General features: G+C 40.5%; 17 protein-coding genes and 1 pseudogene. 16 read left to right on the top strand and 2 right to left on the bottom strand.

Annotated elements, in window-relative coordinates:
* The first annotated feature begins 1 nt into the window (after position 1).
* The 6 genes from PQO03_RS06035 (at position 2) to PQO03_RS06010 (ending at position 5,704) form a co-directional block, all read left to right on the top strand.
* The gene (locus PQO03_RS06035; protein ID WP_274148694.1) at positions 2 to 895 is read left to right on the top strand and encodes an FAD-binding oxidoreductase; all 894 of its coding nucleotides are present in this window, start codon (positions 2 to 4) and stop codon (positions 893 to 895) included.
* Positions 892 to 2,085 (top strand): (Fe-S)-binding protein, encoded by a 1,194-nt coding sequence (locus PQO03_RS06030; protein WP_274148692.1) that lies wholly within the window; start codon positions 892 to 894, stop codon positions 2,083 to 2,085. Before PQO03_RS06035 ends, PQO03_RS06030 begins: the two co-directional genes overlap by 4 nt.
* An 11-nt stretch (positions 2,086 to 2,096) precedes the next feature.
* The gene (locus PQO03_RS06025) at positions 2,097 to 2,849 is read left to right on the top strand and encodes an SDR family NAD(P)-dependent oxidoreductase (protein WP_274148690.1); all 753 of its coding nucleotides are present in this window, start codon (positions 2,097 to 2,099) and stop codon (positions 2,847 to 2,849) included.
* Between the two features lie 18 nt (positions 2,850 to 2,867).
* Positions 2,868 to 3,662, top strand: a complete 795-nt coding sequence (locus tag PQO03_RS06020) for an SDR family NAD(P)-dependent oxidoreductase (RefSeq protein ID WP_274148688.1) — start codon at positions 2,868 to 2,870, stop codon at positions 3,660 to 3,662.
* Positions 3,663 to 3,802: 140 nt separating this feature from the next.
* Positions 3,803 to 4,651: a fumarylacetoacetate hydrolase family protein gene (locus tag PQO03_RS06015; RefSeq protein ID WP_274148686.1), complete on the top strand. Its 849-nt coding sequence runs from the start codon at positions 3,803 to 3,805 to the stop codon at positions 4,649 to 4,651.
* Positions 4,652 to 4,843: 192 nt separating this feature from the next.
* Entirely contained in the window at positions 4,844 to 5,704 is an 861-nt protein-coding gene (locus tag PQO03_RS06010) for an SMP-30/gluconolactonase/LRE family protein (RefSeq protein ID WP_274148684.1), read from the top strand.
* A 63-nt stretch (positions 5,705 to 5,767) separates the two neighbouring features.
* Here PQO03_RS06010 and PQO03_RS06005 read toward each other — a convergent pair whose 3' ends face one another.
* On the bottom strand, positions 5,768 to 6,034 hold the full coding sequence (locus tag PQO03_RS06005) for a hypothetical protein (RefSeq protein ID WP_274148682.1): 267 nt from the start codon (positions 6,032 to 6,034) through the stop codon (positions 5,768 to 5,770).
* 113 nt (positions 6,035 to 6,147) lie between these two features.
* On the opposite strand from PQO03_RS06005, the pseudogene PQO03_RS06000 reads away from it, so the two are divergent.
* Positions 6,148 to 6,813: pseudogene (locus tag PQO03_RS06000) on the top strand (transposase); the annotation flags it as partial.
* Positions 6,814 to 7,014: 201 nt separating this feature from the next.
* On the opposite strand, the gene PQO03_RS05995 reads toward PQO03_RS06000, so the two are convergent.
* Positions 7,015 to 7,716, bottom strand: a complete 702-nt coding sequence (locus PQO03_RS05995; protein WP_274148680.1) for a hypothetical protein — start codon at positions 7,714 to 7,716, stop codon at positions 7,015 to 7,017.
* An 87-nt stretch (positions 7,717 to 7,803) separates the two neighbouring features.
* Between PQO03_RS05995 and PQO03_RS05990 the strand changes: the two genes are divergently transcribed.
* From PQO03_RS05990 to PQO03_RS05950, 9 genes are all read left to right on the top strand, one after another.
* On the top strand, positions 7,804 to 8,652 hold the full coding sequence (locus PQO03_RS05990; protein WP_274148678.1) for an AraC family transcriptional regulator: 849 nt from the start codon (positions 7,804 to 7,806) through the stop codon (positions 8,650 to 8,652).
* Positions 8,653 to 8,783: 131 nt separating this feature from the next.
* Positions 8,784 to 8,930 carry a hypothetical protein gene (locus PQO03_RS05985; RefSeq protein WP_274148676.1) on the top strand — a complete coding sequence of 49 codons (147 nt, stop codon included), beginning with the start codon at positions 8,784 to 8,786 and terminating at the stop codon, positions 8,928 to 8,930.
* Positions 8,931 to 8,947: 17 nt separating this feature from the next.
* The gene (locus PQO03_RS05980) at positions 8,948 to 9,502 is read left to right on the top strand and encodes a histidine phosphatase family protein (protein WP_274148674.1); all 555 of its coding nucleotides are present in this window, start codon (positions 8,948 to 8,950) and stop codon (positions 9,500 to 9,502) included.
* Positions 9,503 to 9,578: 76 nt separating this feature from the next.
* Complete coding sequence (locus PQO03_RS05975; RefSeq protein ID WP_274148672.1) at positions 9,579 to 10,145, top strand: hypothetical protein; 567 nt, start codon at positions 9,579 to 9,581, stop codon at positions 10,143 to 10,145.
* A gap of 25 nt (positions 10,146 to 10,170) precedes the next feature.
* Positions 10,171 to 11,403: an anaerobic sulfatase maturase gene (locus PQO03_RS05970; RefSeq protein WP_274148670.1), complete on the top strand. Its 1,233-nt coding sequence runs from the start codon at positions 10,171 to 10,173 to the stop codon at positions 11,401 to 11,403.
* 1,392 nt (positions 11,404 to 12,795) lie between these two features.
* Positions 12,796 to 13,851, top strand: a complete 1,056-nt coding sequence (locus tag PQO03_RS05965) for a Gfo/Idh/MocA family protein (RefSeq protein WP_274148669.1) — start codon at positions 12,796 to 12,798, stop codon at positions 13,849 to 13,851.
* On the top strand, positions 13,848 to 15,536 hold the full coding sequence (locus PQO03_RS05960) for a glycoside hydrolase family 31 protein (RefSeq protein ID WP_274148666.1): 1,689 nt from the start codon (positions 13,848 to 13,850) through the stop codon (positions 15,534 to 15,536). Before PQO03_RS05965 ends, PQO03_RS05960 begins: the two co-directional genes overlap by 4 nt.
* Positions 15,537 to 15,656: 120 nt before the next feature.
* Entirely contained in the window at positions 15,657 to 16,685 is a 1,029-nt protein-coding gene (locus PQO03_RS05955) for a substrate-binding domain-containing protein (RefSeq protein WP_274148664.1), read from the top strand.
* A gap of 3 nt (positions 16,686 to 16,688) precedes the next feature.
* The gene (locus PQO03_RS05950; RefSeq protein WP_274148662.1) at positions 16,689 to 17,282 is read left to right on the top strand and encodes an alpha/beta hydrolase; all 594 of its coding nucleotides are present in this window, start codon (positions 16,689 to 16,691) and stop codon (positions 17,280 to 17,282) included.
* The last annotated feature ends 1 nt before the right edge of the window (position 17,283 follow it).

Raw genomic sequence — 17,283 nt, 5'->3', positions numbered from 1 at the left:
AATGACCCGACTCAAGCACTTTTATGATCCAGATGACATGTCTATTTGTGTCCCTGCTCAGATCAAACTCTCTGAGCTTAAATCAAGTATTGAAAAGGATCAGCTCTATTTCCCCTTAGCCTGGGATGATGATGCCAGTCTTTTAGACATGCTCAAACTCAGCCCCATCTCGAGCTATTCCATGATTTACGGTTCTTGGGCTGACAATATCCTAGGCATGAACATTTCTTACAAAGGTCAAGAAATCTCCATCGGCGGCCGAGTAGTTAAAAATGTCACTGGCTTTGACTTTACTCGAGCTATCGCCTATGGCGGCTGGTCAATACTCGAGCCCAAAGATCTCGTTCTGCGTTTACGCCCGCTCAACAAAATTCAATCAGTTAAAATCAACGGTGAGCTAGAAGACCTCTTATCCTTTTGCTCGGCATTAGCCCGCAGCCCCTGGGCCCTTGCCATTGATGTCCTGGACCTCAATTACAGTCAAAAAGAAGTCTACGTAAGTTTTCATGGTGAACAGACCGAGATCGAAGTCCTCTTACAAGAAATGGCAAAGCGTGCAAAGAATAATCAGCTTTCAATCACAGCCTACGACTATTCTTTCCCCTTTAGCATGAAGGATGAACTCACCGTTATTCACTGTAAAATTAGCGATAGCATGCAGTGGTGTGAGCTCATGCAAAAAGAGCTGGCAGGTACGGGAATCCTGCACTATGGCAATGCCAGTATCATCTGGAAATCTGAGCAGGCTTTAAGCCCAGAAGTCATAGATCAATGGAACCAGGAACTCGCCATTGATGGCGGTTTCATCAAAAGTAAAAACTACAGCCCAGCTATCAATTCAAATAATGAGGCCAGTCACCACAAATACCTCGAGCAATTAGGATTAACTCCATGAGCAACGAATTACGCATACAAAATTTACTGACCCAGGAATCCAATAAGCTTCTGAACTGCGTTCACTGCGGTCTTTGTTTAGATCAATGCCCAACCTACAAACTCACGGGTAACGAAAATAACTCACCTCGTGGCCGCTTAGCCATGTGGCGAGCAGAAGATGAAGGTCGAACTCAGCAAGCAGAAAAAATCAATCACTACACCAGCGAATGCCTCGGTTGCCTCGCTTGTGAAACAGCCTGTCCCGCCAATGTTCCCTACGGAGAAATCCTCATGGAACAGCGCATCAAGCAAGTTGAACAAGGCAAAAAAATTAACCCAAAAGTCAAAGCTATTGCGGGCTTAGCAAAAAAGCCATTTTTAATGAAAGCCGCCACCCTACCCATGCGCTGGTTGCGCAATGCTGGCATTCAAGTGGACCCACTCATTCCGCCGGGTAAGACAAGCCTATTTAAATCCAGTTATAGCTATGCAAAAGAAGCGCAAAAACGAGAAGGCGCCAAGGGTGAATCGGTACGTTTCTTCACGGGTTGTCACACCGAGAACTTTTATCCCGAGATCAACTTTTCCACCATCGATGTATTGGCGGCTAATGGCATTCAAGTTGAAGTCCCCAAAGAACAACAATGCTGTGGCGCCATTCACGAACATTCAGGCCTTAAAGACAAAGAAAAATTAGACCAAAAGAATCAGGCGGTCTTTGATCAAAATAAAGATAAAGCTGTTCTTACCAATGCCGCCGGCTGTGGCTTGAGCCTGCAACACGCCCTGGCGAGTCCAGTTATGGATGCCTTGTCCTATTTGGGTAAAATGGAACTCAAGCAACCCAAAAAAGTTCAAAATGCCAAAATTTTCATCGATATGCCCTGCCACCTCTATCACGGTCAGGGAGTTCAGGAAATCCCAAAAAATGTCCTGGAGATTTTGGGCTCAGACGTCACTTATGCTCCCTCCTGCCAAGACTGTTGTGGTGCCGCTGGAACCTACAATATTGAAAAGGCAGAGAACTCTGAAAAAATCATTGACGAAAAAGTCTTGTTCCTCCAAAAACACACGGGACAAGAAGTCATTATTACAACGGCCAATGCCATCTGCATGCAGCAATGGTCAGCCTCTGTAAAACGCAATTTCCCCAATGAAAACTTCCGTGTGCAACACATTATGACTCTTTTAGCAGAAAATTATAACTAAGGAAAAAAATTATGAAAAGATATGAAAATCAAGTAGCTGCTATCACTGGCGGTGCTACAGGCTTAGGTAAAGCCATTGCTCAACGTTTCGCAGAGGAAGGTGCAAAACTTGCTCTCATTGACTTCAATGCCGAACTTTTAGAAAAAACTAAAGCAGAATTCGAAGCCGCTGGCTACGAAGTTTTAACTTGCCAAGGCGACATCTCCTCAGAAGAAAGCGTCAATGCCGCTTTTGATAAAATCGAAACTACTTTTGGTCAACTGGATGTGATGGTGAATTCCGCTGGTATCGTGGGCCCCACAAAAATCAATTTCTCTGATGTGGATTTAGCAGATTTTGAAAAAGTTAATGCCATCAACCTTACGGGCTCATTCCTCACTGCCAAAGCAGCCGTAAAAATCATGGAAAAACGCAATTATGGTCGTATTCTTCTCATCGCGTCAATTGCCGGTAAAGAAGGTAACGCTGGCATGACTTGCTACTCAACTTCAAAAGCAGGTGTGATTGGCTTAGTAAAAGCGGCTGGTAAAGAATATGCCGAAACAGGCATCACCATTAATGGCTTAGCACCAGCAGTTATTCGCACTGCCTTCATCGAAACTATTCCAGATGATCAAGTTAAGTACATGACTGATAAAATACCCATGAAGCGTTGTGGCACACTAGATGAAGTCTCTAGCATCTGCGCTTATATTTGCTCGCCTGAAGCCGCCTTCAACACTGGTTTCACTTTCGATATTAGTGGTGGTCGCGCAACCTATTAATTTTTAAAGGAGCACAAGATGCTATTACAAGAAAAAGTCGTCATCGTCACCGGTTCAGCTAATGGCCTCGGCAAAGGCATTGCCCGTGCCTGTCACGCCGATGGAGCCAAAGTTGTCATTGCTGACTTAGAACAGGCAGCCTGTCAATTAGTCGTGGATGAACTGGGTTCAAATGCTCTGGCCGTCGCCTGCGATGTATGCAGTGATGAAGCTCAGCAAAATGTCATCGATAAGGCCGTTGAAAAATGGGGTCGCGTGGACTGTATTGTCAATAATGCCGGAATCAATTTTGCTAAGCCTTTCCTGGAAACTACCAGGCAAGATTGGGACAAGGTCATCGACACCAATCTGCGAGGGGTCTTTTTCTTTATGCAAAAACTCTGTAAATACTGGATCGAAAATCAAATCAAGGGTTCGATTGTGAATATTTCCAGCGTTCACAATCAAGCAACTTTACCAGGCGCTGGCCCTTATGCCGCCACAAAAAATGGCTTATTGGGCATTATGAAAAGTGTCGTCAATGAATTGAGCAGCAAGGGCATACGCATCAATACCGTCTCACCGGGTCTGTGCAATACGAATATTTGGCAGGACATCATTGAAGCCGCACCTAGTGAAAAAGAATGCCTAGATTATTGGAAGCAACAAATCCCTATTGGTCGCCCCAGTGAGCCAGAAGAGATTGGCTACACAGTGTCTTTCTTACTCAGTAACCGCTCCAGCTCCACTACAGGTACAAACATCTATGTGGACGGCGGTATGACGAGTCAACTAATCAGTCAAGCTCCCTACGATTCAGAGAGTATCGACTAAGGCTAAAAATTAATTTATAACACCACAGAAAAAACTTAAACTTGCCAGAAATGATATGGCTAAAGGTACCTGTAGACCCTGACGTGAAACTCACTAATTACTGGCAGTAAAAAATTAAACTAAAAAAGGAAAATAAAACAATGAAACTCATTCGTTTTGGTGAAAAGGGTTCAGAGAAACCTGGTGTATTACTTGAAGATGGAAAAAGAATTGATGTTACCTCAATCGTAGCTGATTTTGATTATGACTTTTTCAAAAATGATGGCCTCAACAAACTCGCACAAGCTGATTTATCTCAATGCCCAAGTGTAGCCTCTGATGTGCGTTTAGGCGCTCCAGTTAAACGTCCTGGCAAAATCATTTGCATTGGCTTAAACTTCAAAGATCACGCTGAAGAATCAAATATGGCCATCCCTGCAGAACCCGTGGTCTTTTTCAAAGCTACCAGCTCACTTGTTGGCCCCAATGACGATGTTATCATCCCAAAAGATTCGGAAAAAACCGACTGGGAAGTGGAGCTCGCCTTTGTCATGGGTAAAGATGCCTCTTACGTTTCACAGGAAGAAGCCTTGGACTACCTCGGTGGTTATGTGCTTCACAACGATGTTTCTGAGCGTGCTTTCCAGCTGGAAATGGGCGGTCAATGGGTTAAGGGCAAGAGTTGCGATACCTTTGCTCCCCTCGGCCCCTACATTGCTACTGCCGATGAAATTTCAGATGTCAACAATCTTAAAATGTGGTTGACAGTCAATGGCGAAACAAAACAGGATGGCACAACGGCTAACCTCATTTTCGATATTCCCTACATCATTTCTTACCTCAGTCGTTTCATGACTTTAGAGGCTGGTGACGTGATCTCTACAGGCACGCCAGCGGGTGTTGGCTTTGGCTTTAATCCACAACAATACCTCAAGGATGGCGACGTGGTGGAATTAGGTATCGAGGGTCTGGGTTCTTCTAAACAAACCTTCAGAGCCTACCAAGCTTAAAATCTCCTGACTCATTATTAATTGATGTGGTGCGCAGCACCACTAGTCGCCAGTTCAAAGACTGGCAAGTCTTTGCTGGGGGAGCTCGAGGGGGATAGAATCCCCCCTCGTCTGCGAAGCATACCTATCTAACACGTCAGAGTTCAACAGTGCATCTCCTTCACCAAGAAACAAAGTTACAAAAGGAAAAAGATGAAAAACTATCAGGCACAAGTTTGTTTAGAGGATAAAGCTCAATTAGGCGAAGGCCCCCTCTGGGACCAAGACAAGCAAGCTCTTTTATGGGTAGATATTCTCGGCAATAAACTACAATATTTTGATCCCGAAACGGAACAGAATCAAGTTCTTGCAGAAATCCCCCATGTCTCCACTGTCGTTAAGAGAGCGAGTGGTGGACTGGTGATCACTACACCTGATGGTTTTTATTCCTTTAACGAAGAAACAAAAGAACTCACCCCCATTAATTTACCTGAACAAAACAATTCCCAAGTTCGTTTTAACGATGGTAAATGCGATCCTGTTGGTCGTTTTTGGGCGGGAACGATTGGCTATGAGACCGAACCCGAAATTGCGAAACTTTATTGCTTAGAAGCCACTGCTGAGCTCAGTGAGAAATTAGACAAGATCACCATTTCTAATGGCATTTGCTGGGACGGTGATAAAATGTACTACATCGATTCTCCAACTAAACAAATCCACCGCTTTGATTACGACCAAGCCACTGGCTCCATAAGCAATAAGCACATCCTCTTTGACGTGGGGCCAGAAGGTGGCTTCCCCGATGGTATGTGCCTGGATCAAGAAGGTTGCCTATGGGTAGCTTTTTGGGGTGAGTCCATGGTGCGCCGCATCTCTCCCGATGGTGAAGAATTAGCCCAAGTACACATCCCAGGAGCTAGCCAAGTCAGCGCCTGTGCTCTAGGCGGTAAAGATGGCGACACCCTCTTCATCACCACCGCTGCAGTAGGAATGGAAGACGAAGTCAATGCAGGTAAGCTTTTCTCAGTAAAAGTCGACGCCAAAGCTGCCCCCACCTACTGCTTCGCTGGGTAAGTCTAAGTTCGATTATTTAACTAAATCACTTTTCCTTTTCAATTATTACATGAGTACTATAATTTACTCGGTGATCCACAAAGCTTGCAGGCAGGCAATAAAGCCCTTGTTCTGGAACCAATCGTTGAGCACCGCGGTTTGATTGGAGCGTAGACCGATTCTCAGTGCATCAATTTCCAGCTCTTTTGGGTCAAATTCGAAGCTGATGATGGCTTGCTGATTACGCACTTTAGAGATAGTCCAAAGCTGAGTGAATTGACTCAGTTCTTTAAAGCCACTTTTGACGGTGAGTTCATATTCCCAATCTAAATTTTCGGGTGAATGACACATCAAATAAACTTTAAAGCTTTTCCCAGAGTCTATATAGCATTGCAAGTTCTCTATTTCGAGATGCAAACCACGGGGGTGGCACCAGTAGGATTGACCTGGGCCAAAAGCAATGCGACGCTGAGATTAATTTTGATCATTTACCGGATGAACACAACTTCATCATTAAGCGTAATCTCCGTCGAGAAAACCGTGGGCAATGGCTAGCGATGGCCCGTGCCGTCGGTCGAAAACTTGAGTCACGCGAGGGGAAAAATATTTACGTGGGTGAAGTTCATCACAAACACCCTGGCAATAAGAAAGATCGCGAGGTTGTCCCAGTCATTTTTAAAGTCACAGAAACTACCATTGATTCAGATGGGAATCCACTACTAATACCTGAGGTCAAAGTGGATACTTATTGGACCAACCTACCACTGGAAGCACAGGAGATAATTGAACTGTATCAAGATCATGCGACCAGTGAACAATACCATAGCGAACTAAAAACAGATATGAATGTTGAGCGGTTACCTTCGGGAAAATTCGACGCTAATCAAATATACCTACACTGCTCCATGCTTGCGTTTAACATCCTACGTGTGATTGGAACTGCTCTCATTAAGTACAAAAACTTAGCTCCAGTTAAAATCACCGTTCAGCGTCGACGCCTGCGAAGCATCATTCGTGATTTGATTTTCATTGCCTGCAAACATGTAAAACACGCTCATAACGAAACACTTAAATTCGGGAGGTCTTCACCATGGTTTGATGTTTATAAAAAGATATCAATTAGCCTCTAAATCACATCATATTCACACTCATCTAATAAGGGATTCTAAATAGGAATCACCCTTACCTAACTGTGTTGACATATCCCAATAAAGGACTCAAAATGAGCTCTCCTGTCATTGGATATCCACGTTTAGTGGGAGTTTGAGAAAGATGGGCCATGGCTCTGTCAAAACATCTGTTTTGAGTGTTAAAAACACGACTTAAGAACTCTAGGCATGCTCCATCACGGATTCAGGATAATCCTTAACAGGCATAGATCCCACTTGACCATAACGCATTGTCCTAGCGCCGTGACCAGTCCACGACCTCTCAAAGTTACAATCCTCAACAGAACGTACTTCGTGCCTACCTTCGGCTGACCAAGTACTTAAAAACCTATGAAAATAATAAGCCCCCTCGCCATCTTCTTTATGAAAAGGCGAAAGACCATCGAGGCAAAATGAACTTAAATTCTCTAACTTCACTTCAGTTTCACCTCGATTAATCACTTTAGATGACAGGAGCACATAATCATCTTCATAATTAAACTCCAACTTGTGCTCCACTTCTAAATTAAAGTCTTTGTGTTTCAAGACCGTAATCACCTCATTTCCTTCAAGTCGCTGATCTTGAAATAGTAAATTACTTTCCGTGCTACGCATACTACTGCCCGCACTAAAGGCCCCAGGAGACACCTCCCCTACACACTTAATCTGAACTAAATCATGAACATTATAAGCTGGCCAATCACCTCCAAAGACCTTGATAATGGGGACGGATGTGGCTAGATCATTTATATTTTCACGATGTTCAACAAGCTCAGTATTTTTGGCTCTTGGATAAAGACTAAAGCCCACGGTCTGATCCTCGTTTATAAAATAAACAAATTCAGTATCATGGGAACTAAAACACGATAATTCTTTAACGGGCATACTTTTTTTCCTTAAATTATTATGCCCTAACTTTACAAATATTTTTTATCGTTTAAATATTAAAAAAATGCTATATATGGTAAAATTATGCTTAATGAAATTAATCATGTTCAATATGGAAACACCAACTTATCCTTTAATAATATAAATTTTGAGCTTCCTTATAAATTATTAAACTTCGGTCGAGAAAGAGTCGTTTCCAGCGACTACAGGTGGCATGGCCTGAAACGTGGTAAGTTGGAAACAGCCATTTGGCAATACACTTTATCCGGCTCTGGTAAGCTAAGAATCAATAATACGACTTACACTATTCAACCTCATCAAGCCATGTTAGTCACAAGTCCGGATGATCACGAATACTTCTTTGATTCCATGGACTCCCACTGGGAATTCATTTACCTAAGTTTTTGTGGTACAGACTTAGTTCAACACTACAAAAACTTAATTGCCAAAACATCGCCTGTTTGTAGCCTACCCATCAATTCCAAGCTGATAAGTTTATTTTTGCAGCTCACGCAAAACCCTCACTTAAGCGATAGTCAAACACACGTCCAGCACTCACAACTATGCTATCAATTTATTATGGAACTCCATCAAGAGATCTTAGCCGACAAACAAAAGCCTCTCCCCCAAGCAATACAAAATGTTTTAAATCATATCAACCACCACCTCAATCAAGCCATCAGCATCGATGAAATGGCCTCGGTCGCCAAATTGAGTCGCTATCATTTCTCTAGAGTTTTTTCAAAGGCCATAGGCATAAGCCCCAATGAATACCTCATCAAAACAAAAATGGAATACGCCCAAAAATTGCTTTTCACGCAAAACCTCAGCGTCAAACAACTCGCGCACGAATGCGGCTACCACGACCCTAGCTACTTTTGTAAAGTCTTTAAAAAACACTTTGGTCATTCACCCAAAGCCGATTTAAGCTAAGGAAATATACAAAAAACCCTTGGATTAGACTTATTGAGATTTGAAGAAGATGTATTATAACCTATAATAACCATGGATGCACAAATTAATCTTCATACAAATAAAGAGCCAAAGCTTAAGGTGACAATTACATGAAAAAAACTGTTATTATCGGGACCAGCTTAAATGTGGATTCACGGTCTCAAGAGTTGGCTCAAATTTTTGAAGAAAAATTGACGAATAAAAAGATTGATGTTTGTAGATTTGATATGAGAGAATTCTCTCAGTTAGAACTTTAGCTTATTGGAATTAATAAATGAAATTACATTTAATTAGACATGCTAAGACTAGGGCTAATGCTAATGGCTTCTTGTCTTGTGAAGCTGAAGAGCCTTTGAATCAGGAGGGCTTCCAACAAGCAAGCTTGTTGGCAAAGTATATTGCCACAATTCAGTTCGATAAAATTTGGTGTAGCCCCCTTTTAAGAGCTAAACAAACACTTGCCCCATTTATAGAGTCAGCTCGGTTTACGCCTGAATATTTGCCTCTTTTATGTGAAGGTCAATTGAATCTTAACCCTTCTGCTCCTATCTCTACTCCCGAATTTTCCAAAGAATCAAATCTTCCTAAAGCTTCCGAGTCTGTTGGCAGTTTTCGAGGTCGAGTTTCAGAGTTTCTTTCAATGGTCGCTAGTGAAAACACAGATATAACAGTTATTTGTATCACCCATGGTCACTTTATTCGTGAAGCCTTAAATCTATTTTTAGGTGCGTCAAATTATACAAGGTTTCCAATCGGCAATTGCTCAGACACTTTAATTGAGCTAGGTGAGCATCAATTTATTCACTACGTAAACCGAACCACAATCTAAGAAAAAGTGTAATTAAAACCATGCGTAAACACATGAATTCGATTAACTTAAGACCTTAAAAACCCTTGGTACATTTATGAAAAACATATACCACTATTATCTTAAAGATCGAAAACCGTTTCTTTCTTTATCTGATCTTCCAGACGGAGTCAATAGCGAAGTTTTTAAGAGTATGAACAATCGTCATAAGAGTGTTCATGGATATAACAGAAGATTTGGAACATCATACTTGGATACTCGCAAAAAAGTAGAGTCTAAACTACGTGAACTTTTTATAAAACGTGGTGGAAAAGTCACTAGAGAGTTTCCCATTTATTTCACACTTGGAAAATCAGAATGGTTCAAAAACTTAAATAGTGAACAATTAGAAATCTCTATCCCAATTGATCAACTTCCTAAAAATTCTCTCTCAATTACTTTTCCTGATAGCTATATTGCAATGACTGATTCCTCAAAACCATATTTCGAGAAAGTATATTTCTTGAGTGAAATAGACCAATTAATACATGAATATGGGGAAGCAAATGATTTTGTACCAAATTCTTATGAACGCTATTGGGAAGGTTCTTTTGAACATTATTATGAAGTTCAAGTTTGGGACTCAGAAATCTTAGAAAGATATATGTTAAACCATTCGTGCTAAACTAAAAGTGTAATTGAGTCCTTATATGCCAACAAAACCCTTTCATATTCTCGCCAAACCTTCGGGACCTATTTGTAACCTGGATTGCGACTATTGTTTCTACTTAGATAAGGTTGAACTCTTTGAGAATGAAAAATCTTTCAAAATGCCTCCAGATGTGCTAGAACAGCACATAAAAACCTACATCTCGTCCCAAGTCAACAATGGCTCAGAAATCAACTTTGCCTGGCAGGGAGGTGAACCCACCTTGATGGGACTGGATTACTTCAAAAAGATTGTTGAACTCCAAAAAAAATACGCCCCAGCTCATGCCAATATCACAAATGCCATGCAAACCAATGGTACTCTATTAGATGATGAATGGTGTATCTTTTTAAGGGAGAATAATTTTCTAGTAGGTATCAGTATTGATGGCCCAGAAGATCTACACGATCACTACCGCAAAGACAAAGCTCGCCGCGGCACTTTTAATCAAGTAATGAAGGGGCTTTTGCTGCTTCAGCAACACAATGTTGAATACAATACTCTAACTGTGGTTCAAAGTCATAATGGCGATCACCCCAAAAGAGTTTATGAATTCCTTAAATCCATAGGCTCCAAATTCATGCAATTCATCCCCATCGTTGAACCAACTCATGGCTCTAAGGTCAATGAGCGCTCGGTGCGACCCAAGCAATGGGGGGACTTTATGATCAGTATTTTTGAACAATGGCGTCAGGCAGATATTGGAAAAATATTCATTCAGCATTTCGATGGTGCCTTAGCTAATGAGCTCAAAATGCCCGGATCCATCTGTGTCCACTCCCCTGAATGTGGACGTTCTTTAGCTATTGAACACAACGGAAATGTCTATAGTTGCGATCACTTTGTTTACGACAAGGATTTAGTTGGTAACATCATGACCCAATCCTATGAGGACATTGTTGATAGTCCACAACAACAACAATTTGGCCGTGATAAGTATGAAAAAATGCCGAGCAAATGCCTTAAGTGTCCCGTTCGTCCCCAATGCCATGGCGGATGCCCTGCCCACCGCTTTACCAGTACTTCCAATGGCGAAAAGCACCTCAACTACCTCTGTGAAGGTTATTTTAATTTCTTCACTCACCTCAATCCATACTTAAAAGCCATGGGCTTAGCTCTTCGCAAAAGAATTCCGGCCACCGAATACTTCCGTTTTATGCCCAAACAAGATCTAGGGCGCAATGATCCTTGCCCTTGCCGAAGTGGCAAAAAATACAAATCCTGCCATGCTTAAAAACAACCATCATCACCAGTACTAATGACTAAAACTAAAGCAGTTGAAAAATGGTAAAAAAGCTTGCAAAACTACCTAAAAAAGGCTCTTTTTTCTGCTTAGATGATTGTCAGGGGGACATGATGTCGCAGGTTCAAATCCTGTCGTTACGACTCTAGTAATCAAGCACTTACAGCAATGTAAGTGCTTTTTTTTACTCAAAAAAAAGCTTGCAAAACTCAATGTCATCTTTGATAATCATAAGATTAACAAAATCGTTATAAACAAAATACACATTTGTCTTTTCAAAAGTGAAGAAGAGTTCAACATCCATCAAAGACTAAAATTCCAAATTTTATAGAAGGTAATCTGTGGTGAAAGTCAATGTTAAACCCTGGGCAATGGTGGAGATGGTGGAATTCGTTATTTAGAAACACAAAGATATTTAAATTTCAAAGCTTTACTTTAATTAATAAAAGCTCACAAATAAACTTAATACAGAGCATGACCAAGTTGAACCATTTTTGTACAAAAGTGCGTAACAGTCAAAGTAATAGTTGAAGAATTGAAAAAGGTTTTTGTTGGAACCAATAAAATCACGTCTCTAAACATTTTACCTGGAAGGTTCTTGAAAAAGTAATGGGGATATAGCTGTTTTAGATAATTAATGACCATACTTATCTTTCAGAAGCTCCATCATATGTAAGTTTTAACATCCCATAGGTTCGTAATGGCCATATTACTTAGTGGTAAAGTTGACATATAAGGTTCCGGTCCAAACTCTGGACATATATATTTTTTTCACTCCTCGGCTTTTATTCAGTTCTAAAATATGATCCCACCAATAGAAATGTCTGGCAATTTCACTCTCATTCCAGGGGCAACGAGGATCATTGATCTGAGGCCCCTGCTCGTGCCCGAATCTGGCATGAATGTAATCACAGCGTTCCATAGCGAGTTCCACGAGCTCCGGCTGATCGTGAAGCATAGATTCATGAACACAACACCAATGAGAGAAATCGGCATTAAGGCGAAGCTATGCATGTCGTAGATAAAAGGGATAAGTCTTTTGGTATTTCATTCTGTTCTATACAAATAGCCATGGGTACCAGCGTCAGCTATTTTCTGTGCATGAAATTCTTTGATATATATAAAACGATTAGTTTTCAGTTTTATAATTTCAATTTCAAGCACTATGAAATTTTATTGAGTATCATGAGTGGGCTAATGTTTCTATTTACTTTTTATGGATTTATCATCTTTAAAAAAGTCTGAGTACTACTCTTTATGCAGTTGTTTTAAAAATCGCTGTCCTTCGCTAAATACAAAAAATAAATAGATTGGATTTGATTTTAATGAAAAACATTAGTATACTAATTATAATACATGTGAAAATACAATCTAAGGTTGAGTATGAACAAAATTAAAATTGCCATTATCGGCCTCAATTTCGGCAAAAATATTGTTGATCAATTAATGACTGATGAAAGCACTACTGACTTTGAATTAGTTAAAGTCTGCGATCTTGATTCAAGTAATTTAAAACAGGTTGAAGAACAATATAACATTTCTGGTACCACCGATTTTAATGAGATTCTTAATGATCCCGAAATAGATGCAGTGGGACTTTTTACTGGACCAAGTGGACGTGCTGATTTTTTGAAAAAAATTATTTCCTCAGGCAAAGATGTAATGACCACAAAACCCTTTGAAGTGGATTGTGAAGCTGCTTTGGAAGTCTTGGAGAAAGCCCAAGAAATGGGAAGAATCATTCATTTAAATTCACCGGCTCCATGCCTTCCTCATGATTTAAATTTAATTAAAAAATGGCAAATAAAACATACTCTTGGAAGGGCTATCAGCTGTAATATGAGTGTGTGGTGTTCTTACCGTGAAGTCGCTGATGGTTCGTGGTACGACGATCCCTCGAAATGCCCTGTACCACCAATTTTCAGGCTGGGAATTTATCTCATCAATGACTTGGTGCAAATTTTTGGTGAAGCCGATAGTGTGAGTGTGACATCAAGTAAAATATTTACCAAAAGACCCACTGCAGACAACGCAAATTTGACGATCCTGTTCAAAAATGGTGCTATTGCCAATATTTTTGCTTCCTTCTGCATTAACGATGGTGATGCCTACAAAAATAGCATGTCTTTAAACTTCGAGAATGGCACTGTATACCGCAATGTTGGGATTAAACAAAGTCAGGGAATGGAGAATGCCGAACTGGGCTTAATTATGGGGGATTTTGATAAAGGACGAACCATAGTTGAAGAAGAATTCATCCCCGTGTGCAGTGGTCAATATCAATGGAAAAACTTTGCCAAAGCCATTCGCAAAGAAAAACTTACCGACGAAATAACACCTAAGGACATAGTTTCAGGACTCAAAATAATTGCAGCTATGTCTATTGCTGACCAAGGCAATGGTAGTGCTAAAATAAGCAATTCGGTTTGCATGCCATGATAAAGGTAGATGGCATAAACACAGCTTTTAAGGATAGCCTATCCGTAAAAGCTGGTCAGTTAATTACCATACCCACAGGTAATCATTCGTGGTATGGTCATGGCTTTAACCATCAGCAAAGCTGGCCATTAAAAGAAATACAAAATGATTTTTTTGCGGTTAACAATATTCAATCACCCCTGTGGATGAATTCTAATGGAGAAGCTTTTTTAGCAGATACCTGCCAAGCTCTTCAAGTCGATTTCCTTGCAGAACGTTCGCTCAATATATCCTGTAAAAAAAACTTCAGACTTCGTTATTTCAAAGCTCAAAACCTTTCTGAACTTTGGAAGAAGCTCGCCTCAATTCTCCATTGGCAAAAACCGAAAATAAAAGACGATATGTGGGGCGACTCACTATTTTGCACCTGGACTCAATACCCTCGGGCTATTAACCAGGAACGCATTATCAATATGGCCAGGGACATTCAAAAATACGATTACCCCTGCTCAACCATCATCATAGATGATCGCTGGGAATCCTGCTTTGGTGAACTCGAATTCGGCAATGATTTCCCCGACCCAAAATCAATGATCACACAATTACATGATATGGGTTTCAAAGTTTGGTTGTGGGTAACTCCATTTGTAAATTGCGAATCTAAATATTTCTCTGAATTGGAAAAAAGCCTCTCCCTCGTACCCCATAAAAATGGTAAGGAAGCCGCTACATTTCGATGGTGGGGCGGTACCGCAGGCTTAGTCGATTTAACTCAATACTCGGGTAAAAGTTGGTACAAATCAAAACTAAATAAATTAAAAGATCTCGGTGTTGATGGCTTTAAAATAGATGGTGGTGACGCCAAGTATATGCCCTCAGATGAGATCACAAAATGGGATATGGATCCTTCTGCATACGCAGATTTATTGCTTGAAATTTTTGAGGAAATTGTACCGGGAAATTGTGAATCTAGAGCTGCATGGATGAGTCAAAATCGCAATATTATTTGGCGCTTAGGAGGCAAGGACTCTCACTGGGGAGAAGATAATGGCCTTAAGGCACTGCTTAACTTAAGTTTCCACCTCTCCCTCTGTGGCTATGACGCTCTAATACCCGATATGATCCCGGGACGAGTACAAACCATGAATTCAGATGACCCACTGGTTAAAGATGAGCTCATGATTCGCTGGACCGAATTAAGCTGTTTTATGCCCTTTGTACAATTTAGTTATTTCCCGTGGAACTACTGTAAAGAAACAGAGAATACAATTAAGGGCTTCGCCAAGGTCCATAAAGCTCTTCAGAACTACATTGCTAATATGGCTAAAGATAATTCTGCACCACTTATCCAGCCTATGGAATTTGCCTTCCCAAATTCAGGTATGAAAAATATTTGTAATCAATACCTTTTGGGTCCCGACCTAATGATCTGCCCAGTTTTAGACCCAGGGATCAATCAGCGCAAGGTCATTATTCCCAACGACGAGTTCATTGATGCATGGAGTGGGCAAGAAATGAAAAAGGGAGAGTTCATTATAGATACGCCCTGCCCAGGTATTGGTCTGTTTGTAAGAAAACAAAACAAGCAACTATTTAATATTTTAAATACTGCTTTAAAGAGTATCGAGCGCGGTTCAACTCCCTTAAACACCTGCACTTCCAGCCATAAATGCGGCTTAAATCGCGATTTAAGTGTGACTGGTTAATTATTTATGATTTTAAACTTACTGGATGCAATTAAAACGGGAGCTTACAAGTGGAAAAAAAACGTTATAATATATAAATTATCATACAATAAGTATTTTAATTATTAAGGATAATGTATTATGCCCGGCTACAAAGAAGTTGCACAAACAATGGAACAAGAAATCAAAGACGGGAAGTATGAGGAACGCCTTCCCACAATTGATGGATTGTGTGATATTTATAAAGTCTCTAGAGTTACCATGCAGCGCGCCATTGGCGTACTGAAAAAGCGTGAAGTCGTCAACACTTCACCAAAACGAGGCATTACGGTCACTCGATTAAAGCGTCCGCGTTCTCATGTATTAGGTGCAGTATTACATACAAAATATGGTTCACCTCTTCACGAACAATTAATTGAAGGTATGTATAGCGAAGCAGAAAAGTTTAATGAAGTTGTCGCTGTATCAGCAGGAACACTCGGTAATGTAAAAAAAGAAGTCACGCAAATCAAGCAACTATTGGAGAAGCAAAAAGTCGATGGTTTCGTGATTTGGCCAAGTTGGAACGATGGCAAAGTCTCCCCGGGTGTTCAATATCTTATTGATGAAGAGATCCCCTTTGTTGTTGTTCCAGATGACTTTCAACACCAATATAGAAACTGTAATTTAGTGACTAATCGCAATGACACTGGTAGTTCTGAAGTCATGACTCACCTCTTAGGATCTTCATATAAAAACATCCTCTTTGTCACAAAAAGTACTGCTAATACTCCTAGTTTTACAGAAAAGCGTTATGAACAGTACAAAAAATCTTTGGGCTTAGCCAATTTAAAAACCTACCCAATAATGAACTGCAAAGCATTAGCAAAAAAAAGAAAAGTTTTCGATGGTATTGATGCCGTCTTTTGCGATACCGATGAGTGCGCAATTGAACTTGTAAAAATATGCTTACAAAAGGGTGTGAGTATCCCTAGCGATATTGCCTTAGTAGGCTACGACAACACCAAAATTGCTCATAAGCTAGATATCACTAGCATCGAGCAACACTTTGGAAATCTCGGTCGTTTAGCCATCGATGTCTTACTTCGTGACATCAACGGAGAACTTGAAGAGAAAGAACACCATACAGTTCAGTCTGAACTCATTATAAGAAATAGTAGTAAACGGTAAAACATGAACCTTTTTTCGCTTCTAATTATGTTTGGAACCATCGTACAAGCTAATGATTTACGCTATTTTGCGGAACATGATAAACGCGAGATCAAAAATGAAATCATTGACTCAAAACATCAATTGCGCTTAATTTCCAGCTTGCCTGACAATTGGCAAGAATCTGATAAACGGCCCGCATTTGTCTTCATTCACGGCGGTGGTTGGGTCGCTGGAGAACCCGAGAATTTCATCCCCCAAATGCGTTACTTTGCATCTCGTGGTGCCGTATGCTTTAGTGTAAATTACCGTTTACTCAAGCCAAAAAATTACCGTTGGAATAAAAAACTAAGTGATGAAGAGAATAAAATTAATGAGCAGAAAAAGCTCCAAGAATTTGTTGCTGGTCCCTCATTAACTGAGCTAATTTCCGATTGTGAAAAGGCCATGATCACACTGTGCTTTAGCTTTCTGGCAGACGATTTTGTTTTATCAAAGCAAAAGAACTGTCCAGTATCTTCAATCATCATCCCGAAGCCTATAAGTCAATGGCTTAAAACAGGCATCAGATGTCCCCAAGTCATGCCATCTTCAAAAAATTTAAAGTGTGGGAATTAAA

Source organism: Lentisphaera profundi (genome assembly GCF_028728065.1).
GTDB lineage: Bacteria > Verrucomicrobiota > Lentisphaeria > Lentisphaerales > Lentisphaeraceae > Lentisphaera > Lentisphaera profundi.
Note: the sequence above shows the minus strand (reverse complement) of the source record. Positions and strands in the feature narration are given on the sequence as shown.

Coding starts and splice junctions, on each gene's coding strand:
- PQO03_RS06035 (WP_274148694.1), top strand. CDS start 2: ATGACCCGACTCAAGCACTTTTATGATCCAGATGACATGTCTATTTGT.
- PQO03_RS06030 (WP_274148692.1), top strand. CDS start 892: ATGAGCAACGAATTACGCATACAAAATTTACTGACCCAGGAATCCAAT.
- PQO03_RS06025 (WP_274148690.1), top strand. CDS start 2,097: ATGAAAAGATATGAAAATCAAGTAGCTGCTATCACTGGCGGTGCTACA.
- PQO03_RS06020 (WP_274148688.1), top strand. CDS start 2,868: ATGCTATTACAAGAAAAAGTCGTCATCGTCACCGGTTCAGCTAATGGC.
- PQO03_RS06015 (WP_274148686.1), top strand. CDS start 3,803: ATGAAACTCATTCGTTTTGGTGAAAAGGGTTCAGAGAAACCTGGTGTA.
- PQO03_RS06010 (WP_274148684.1), top strand. CDS start 4,844: ATGAAAAACTATCAGGCACAAGTTTGTTTAGAGGATAAAGCTCAATTA.
- PQO03_RS06005 (WP_274148682.1), bottom strand. CDS start 6,034: ATGTGTCATTCACCCGAAAATTTAGATTGGGAATATGAACTCACCGTC.
- PQO03_RS05995 (WP_274148680.1), bottom strand. CDS start 7,716: ATGCCCGTTAAAGAATTATCGTGTTTTAGTTCCCATGATACTGAATTT.
- PQO03_RS05990 (WP_274148678.1), top strand. CDS start 7,804: ATGCTTAATGAAATTAATCATGTTCAATATGGAAACACCAACTTATCC.
- PQO03_RS05985 (WP_274148676.1), top strand. CDS start 8,784: ATGAAAAAAACTGTTATTATCGGGACCAGCTTAAATGTGGATTCACGG.
- PQO03_RS05980 (WP_274148674.1), top strand. CDS start 8,948: ATGAAATTACATTTAATTAGACATGCTAAGACTAGGGCTAATGCTAAT.
- PQO03_RS05975 (WP_274148672.1), top strand. CDS start 9,579: ATGAAAAACATATACCACTATTATCTTAAAGATCGAAAACCGTTTCTT.
- PQO03_RS05970 (WP_274148670.1), top strand. CDS start 10,171: ATGCCAACAAAACCCTTTCATATTCTCGCCAAACCTTCGGGACCTATT.
- PQO03_RS05965 (WP_274148669.1), top strand. CDS start 12,796: ATGAACAAAATTAAAATTGCCATTATCGGCCTCAATTTCGGCAAAAAT.
- PQO03_RS05960 (WP_274148666.1), top strand. CDS start 13,848: ATGATAAAGGTAGATGGCATAAACACAGCTTTTAAGGATAGCCTATCC.
- PQO03_RS05955 (WP_274148664.1), top strand. CDS start 15,657: ATGCCCGGCTACAAAGAAGTTGCACAAACAATGGAACAAGAAATCAAA.
- PQO03_RS05950 (WP_274148662.1), top strand. CDS start 16,689: ATGAACCTTTTTTCGCTTCTAATTATGTTTGGAACCATCGTACAAGCT.